Below are 5,617 nucleotides of genomic sequence, written 5' to 3'. Positions count from 1 at the left end.
AGCCTATTGGTACTACAGTTTCAAACGTATACTTGCCACTGCCATCTGTTTTGAAACACCCTCGGAAGTTTCCCTGGGGATGAGATGAATCCTGAATGTCATACAGTCCCTTAGAATTTAGTTGCCAAACATCAATCAGGGCATTAGCGATCGGTTGACCGTTCAAATCTAAAACACTGCCTGACAGGAAAAGCGTGTCGCCTTCTGGATCAATACCCAAGCGATCGCCCATCTGCCGTTCTGGTGCATTCGGCACATACAAGGGTCCTTCTAAATTGCTTTCTGTACCGCGATGAGCATCGTTCAGCAATTCTACCAACTCTGAAATTCCCAGTATATCCGTCAACAGATGGATCTCTCCAGTGGGAATCTCCTGAGTGTGATGACTTGCCTGGTTGAGAAAATTACGTCCCTGCTGCAATTCTAATTCAGTCAGCTTCACCTCACGCACAAAGTCATGCAAATGTCTAACCAAGCTCGTGTAAATTTCATACAGTCGCGGGTGAGATTTGCCACGATCGCCATGATTAATGACGGCTTCAGTGATAGTGTCAAGTGCGATTTTCTGCACGATCAAACTCCTTTTTAGTTACGTGATTAATGATAGTTGTTTTACGGCGACCATCTTGACTTATAGTCTGTGTCCTAACCTAATTGGCTACAGCTATAGTCTGGTGACTTGATGCTTTCAAGACTCATCCTGACGATTTCGTGCGGCATACCAATCCATTCAAGAACGATGAGATCAGCCACCGAACAGGCACCGGGCATATGATAGAGTTTCATGGATGTCCCTTATTGCGAAGAATGTGTTTTTGCTTCCTACCTGCTATTTTCATAGGTTGGGTGTAATGACTCCTAATGCTCGGTTTCTTTCAGATTCTTAGGGTGTTTTGTCAGATTCTTGTGCAATCACCTTCAAGACGCAGCGTGGAACCGAGCGTTCTGTCGAGGAACGCGCGGATCAACGTTGCTACCTCTTCTGCATGAGTCTCCAGCGCGAAATGTCCGGCGTCGAGCAGGTGAATCTTTGCATCCGGGAGATCTCGCTGATAGGCGGCAGCACCAGCGGGCAGAAACGCCGGATCATGACGACCCCAGACGGCGAGAAGCGGCGGACGGTGCTTGCGAAAGTAGGACTGGAAGGCTGGATAGAGCGCGACGTTACTGCGGTAGTCGAGGATCAGATCGAGCTGGATCTCCTCCGCGTCTGGCCGCCCCATGTAGGCGATGTCGAGTTCGTAGCCGTCGGGCGACAAAAGGTTTGGATCGGCTCCGGTACCATACTGCCAGTTCCGGATTGTGTCTGGCGCGAGCGAGAGTCGGCAAGCTTCCCGGTTCGTTGCGCTCGGTTCACGCCAATAGGTTTCCCACGGCCCCCATTCGTCACTAAAACCTTCAAGGTAGGCGTTGCCGTTCTGCGAGACAATCGCAGATATCCGTTCAGGATGGCGCATCGCCAGACGCAGACCTACTGGCGCACCGTAGTCGAAGATGTAGAGTACGTATTGATCGAGCGACAAAGCATCGACGAAGCCCTCGATTACGGCGGCAAGGCGGTCGAACCTGTAGTCGAATGCCCCGCGTGGCGGTGCCTTGGTCTGTCCAAAACCAGGGAGATCTGGTGCAACGAGCCGAAAGCGATCGGCGAGCAGAGGGATCAGGTCGCGGAACATATGGCTAGCGGTCGGAAAGCCATGTAACAGCAGTATTACCGGCGCGTCGCTTGCCCCCGCTTCGCGGTAGAACACTTCGACATCACCAACCTGTCGAAACCCATAGCGTATTTTCATCTTTTTTCCTTTGATTGCGCGTGTAAAAGTTTTGATCTGCTTCGGACTAAACTTCGACGCTCAGATTTGGAATCCGCCGGACACATCCACTACATTGCCGCTGATGTAGCCAGCGTCTGAACTTTCGAGGAAGCAAACGGTCGCCGCTACCTCCTCCAAGGTTGCGATCCGGCGGATGGCGTGAAGATCCATGATCGCTTCCGCTGCTTCCGGCAATTTGTCGGCTGCGGCTGTTGCCATGTCCGTCGGCATGATACCTGGCTGCACACAGTGATGTTGCGCGGACCAAGATCGCGCTGGACACCTTTCGCATACCCTACGATCGCCGCTCCTAAACCGCGAGAACCACCCGTTACCAGTGCAACTTTGCCTGCAAGTGTTGTTGTCATGATGGACTCATTTAGATGTATTACTGCTCAATCAAACACTGCGTACTATCGGTACGCCCCTGAGAAACCAACGGCACGGAGAGTGATCGAGCGGATGATGCAGGTCGATCGCTACTTGGTCGCAACGTTTCGCACTGCCTTTCGACTACTGCGCTACAAACCCACCATCTACCATCAACGTTTCACCTGTTACGAACGATGCCATCTCAGATGATAAAAACAGGACTGCATTTGCAACTTCAAGCGGTGTGCCAACTCGTCCGATCGGGTGAAGTCCTGTCAAGTAAGCTTTGGCTTCATCTGTAACTGCTTCAAACATATCTGTTTGGATTGCCCCTGGTGCAACGACATTGATGCGAATACCCGCTTTGGCATATTGGAGCGCAGCAGCTTCAAACATATCTGTTTGGATTGACCCTGGTGCAACGGCATTGATGCGAATACCCGCTTTGGCATATTGGAGCGCAGCAGCTTTTGTTAAGCCTACTACCGCATATTTACTCGCGGTGTAGAGGAGTATGTTAGGAAGTGCAACGACTCCAACCGCAGATGCCATATTGACGATCGAACCACTTCCCTGTTTCAACATCTGAGCAATTTCATATTTCATCGACAACCAAACACCTTTGACATTGACATTCATAGTGCGGTCATATTCAGCTTCTGTTTGCTCAATCAATGAGGGATTTTCGCCGCCCATTCCTGCATTATTAAAGGCAATATCCAACCGACCAAAAACGTCAACCGTTTTATCAACCATTGCTTTAACATCGGCTTCTTTCGTGACATCTGCTTGCACAAAAATAGCCTCTCCGCCAGCATCCTGAATCAATCGAACCGTTTCTTCACCTTCATCAATTCGACGACCCACCACCACCACCTTTGCTTGTTGTTGAGCATAAGCGATCGCGGTAGCTCTACCGATTCCCGATGTGCCTCCGGTGACAAGCGCAACTTTTCCTGAGAGTTTTTGTGACATAGTGTTTTACTGGGTATGTGATTACTAATGTGATCGTCAAATCGGCAATTTACTTACCAATAAGCCCGCGAATTGCTTCGCCCTGATGACAAATGCTGGGTCGGTCGAGTGCAGTGTCGGGTTATCTCGCCGCCCGCTCCGCCTGATGAATTCAGCCTGGAATACGGGCTATGACCTTGATCTCGAAGTCGAACCCCCCGAGCCAGTTGACGCCGATCGCCGTCCAATTCGGATAAGGCGCTTCCGGGAAAACTTCGCTTTTAACGGTCATGACCGTGCCGAACTGATTCTCGGGATCGGTATGAAAGGTCGTCACGTCGACGATATCGTCAAGCCTGCATCCACCCGCTTGCAGGGTCGCCTCGAGATTGGAGAATGCCAGGCGGACCTGAGCCTCAAAATCCGGCTCGGGCGAGCCATCGCTGCGACTGCCGACCTGACCAGACACGAACAGGAGGTCACCTGATCTGATCGCTGCGGAATAGGTCTGTGACGTGTAGAGGTCATGCCGACCGGCGGGGAAAACGGCGTCACGCTGGGTCATATGGAATGCTCCTGTTGTGGGTCGCTGGAAAGCGGTGTTCGGTTTTTGCATTTTTTATAGTTTCTTCACCTTCATCAATTCGACGACCCAGCACCACCTTTGCTTGTTGTTGGGCATAAGCGATAACTTCGTTAAGCTTCGCTAACGCCGTTGCTCGACCAATACCCGTTGTGCCGCCAGTGACTAACGCCACTTTATCTTGAAGTATCATTCTGTTTCTCCTGTTTCAATCAATAAACACAGTTGCAAATCCTGCGGCTAATCGCGTCCTGCCACGATAATTTTTTCTGCTAAACCGATCGGATTAGAAAATATCACCTCGTGACTACCGGGCATTTGTACAAGCCGAAATATCCCCAAGCGGTTAGACATTCTCGGATGCCAACCCCACTGTTCGCCTTGAGGGAGGACATTATCTTCTGTACAGTAGAGGTAACTTTTAGGAATGGGCAACGAGTAAAACTGCTTCAAGTCCAACTTGTCAATTAACGGTTGATACGGTTCGGGCGATAATTGTGCGTAACTAGATTTAGCCAGGTCGAGGTCAGTGTCGTTGAGAAACGTTTCTCGCCAAATCTCAAAAGGTAGCATCAGCGTATTGTCGTCCGATGTTCTCGCTAGTTGGTCGTTTAACGTTTGATAGTCCGGTGGGAGTATATCTCTGAGGCTTTCACCATCATTGAGGACAAAAGCATCTAAGAAGATGAGCCGTCGAATGCGCTCATGAATTGCTTCGGCAACTTTCGCAATAATCGTGCCACCGAAACTATGTCCGAGTAGGACGATATCGGTTAAGTCTTTGTCAACAATGTAATCGACGATCGATTGTGTACATTGAGCATGGTTAACATTCTTATTCGCGCCTTTGCCATGACCTGCGATCGTGGGAGCAAACGCTTGATGCCCTTTAGCTTCTAAATGTTTGATGACAGGTTCCCAAGCAGAACCGTCATGCCATGAGCCGTGAACTAAGACAAAAGTTGACATTGGATGACTCCTACATTTAGTCGCGATCGCTAAGTGCGATCGATTAGTGTGTTTGAAGGTAAGTTGGGATCGATCGCCTTACGCGCACTGTCAACACCGACAACAGGAAGTGTACCCGGGTCGAGCAAGCCGACTTGAACCAATACACTTGCCTGATCCCAGTAAATGTGTTCGTGGGCTAGTTTGCCGTCACGGAACTGGACGATCGCTACTACTGGCACTTCCACCCGTTTTCCGGTGGGAGCAACGCCGGGTAATATCCATTCCATCCAAACAGTATGAGTGAACTTAGCCACCATTTCATCCACGAGTTGATCTGTCCCGATCGTGCGCGAGATTGGGGTCAACTCCATGTCGGGCGGCATCTGTGGAATCAAGTATTTGGAATAAAACTCGCGCACTGCTGGTTTCCCGACTCCCCCAGTCATTACCGGGATGTGGTTAACGTAAGCATCTTCAACCATCGTAGCGACGGCATCTTCAGTACTGTGAGTGCCAAACTCGTACTGTAAATGCTCTTCCCAAAGTGCTTGCAAATACTCCTGGGCTGGTGTCAAATTGGTAGTTGCTTGTAAAGAAGCTTGTCCGTCTACAGTTTGCTCTTTGACCATGATTAAATACTCCTAGTTCTATCTATCTAAAGTGTCTTGAGTTCCAATGCTTGACTGCTTTCAGATTCTTGTGATATTAGTGAACTTGTTTCAATGGACGTATAAGCATTCAGCGCCTGTTTCACGAATCAGTTGGGCGGTTTTTTCAGCTTCTGCGTCGCGTCTACCGGAGAACACGACTTTTGCTCCAGCAGCACCGAGCGCGATCGCTGTTGCTCTGCCAATACCCGCTGTTCCTCCAGTCACTAACGCCACTTTATCTTGCAGTATCATCCTGTTTCTCCTGTTCCAATCAATATTGACCTTCAGCACAA

Annotated in this window: 8 protein-coding genes and 1 pseudogene; all 9 read right to left on the bottom strand. The window is 49.9% G+C overall.

The window, feature by feature from the left end:
- Positions 1–571 (bottom strand): dioxygenase family protein (locus tag IQ229_RS10790; protein ID WP_194043555.1); only part of this gene is annotated, 571 nt, incomplete at its 3' end.
- A 325-nt stretch (positions 572–896) separates the two neighbouring features.
- Positions 897–1,793, bottom strand: a complete 897-nt coding sequence (locus tag IQ229_RS10785) for an alpha/beta fold hydrolase (RefSeq protein WP_194043553.1) — start codon at positions 1,791–1,793, stop codon at positions 897–899.
- Positions 1,794–1,853: 60 nt separating this feature from the next.
- Positions 1,854–2,033, bottom strand: a complete 180-nt coding sequence (locus IQ229_RS10780; RefSeq protein ID WP_409339920.1) for an SDR family oxidoreductase — start codon at positions 2,031–2,033, stop codon at positions 1,854–1,856.
- 294 nt (positions 2,034–2,327) lie between these two features.
- On the bottom strand, positions 2,328–3,161 hold the full coding sequence (locus IQ229_RS10775; protein ID WP_194043552.1) for an SDR family oxidoreductase: 834 nt from the start codon (positions 3,159–3,161) through the stop codon (positions 2,328–2,330).
- Between the two features lie 151 nt (positions 3,162–3,312).
- Positions 3,313–3,705, bottom strand: coding sequence for a RidA family protein (locus IQ229_RS10770; RefSeq protein WP_069072425.1), 393 nt, complete (start codon positions 3,703–3,705; stop codon positions 3,313–3,315).
- Positions 3,706–3,757: 52 nt separating this feature from the next.
- A pseudogene (locus tag IQ229_RS10765) lies at positions 3,758–3,916 on the bottom strand (SDR family NAD(P)-dependent oxidoreductase); the annotation flags it as partial.
- A 47-nt stretch (positions 3,917–3,963) separates the two neighbouring features.
- Positions 3,964–4,692: an alpha/beta fold hydrolase gene (locus IQ229_RS10760; protein WP_194043551.1), complete on the bottom strand. Its 729-nt coding sequence runs from the start codon at positions 4,690–4,692 to the stop codon at positions 3,964–3,966.
- Between the two features lie 29 nt (positions 4,693–4,721).
- A complete protein-coding gene (locus tag IQ229_RS10755; protein WP_194043550.1) occupies positions 4,722–5,303 on the bottom strand; it encodes an ester cyclase in 582 nt (193 codons plus the stop codon).
- Between the two features lie 90 nt (positions 5,304–5,393).
- Positions 5,394–5,617: SDR family NAD(P)-dependent oxidoreductase (locus IQ229_RS10750; RefSeq protein WP_322743971.1), on the bottom strand; the 224-nt coding region annotated here is incomplete at its 5' end.

This window comes from Nostoc cf. edaphicum LEGE 07299 (assembly GCF_015207245.1).
GTDB lineage: Bacteria > Cyanobacteriota > Cyanobacteriia > Cyanobacteriales > Nostocaceae > Nostoc > Nostoc edaphicum_B.
The sequence above is the reverse complement of the archived record's forward strand: the minus strand, read 5'-3'. Positions and strand labels throughout refer to the sequence as shown.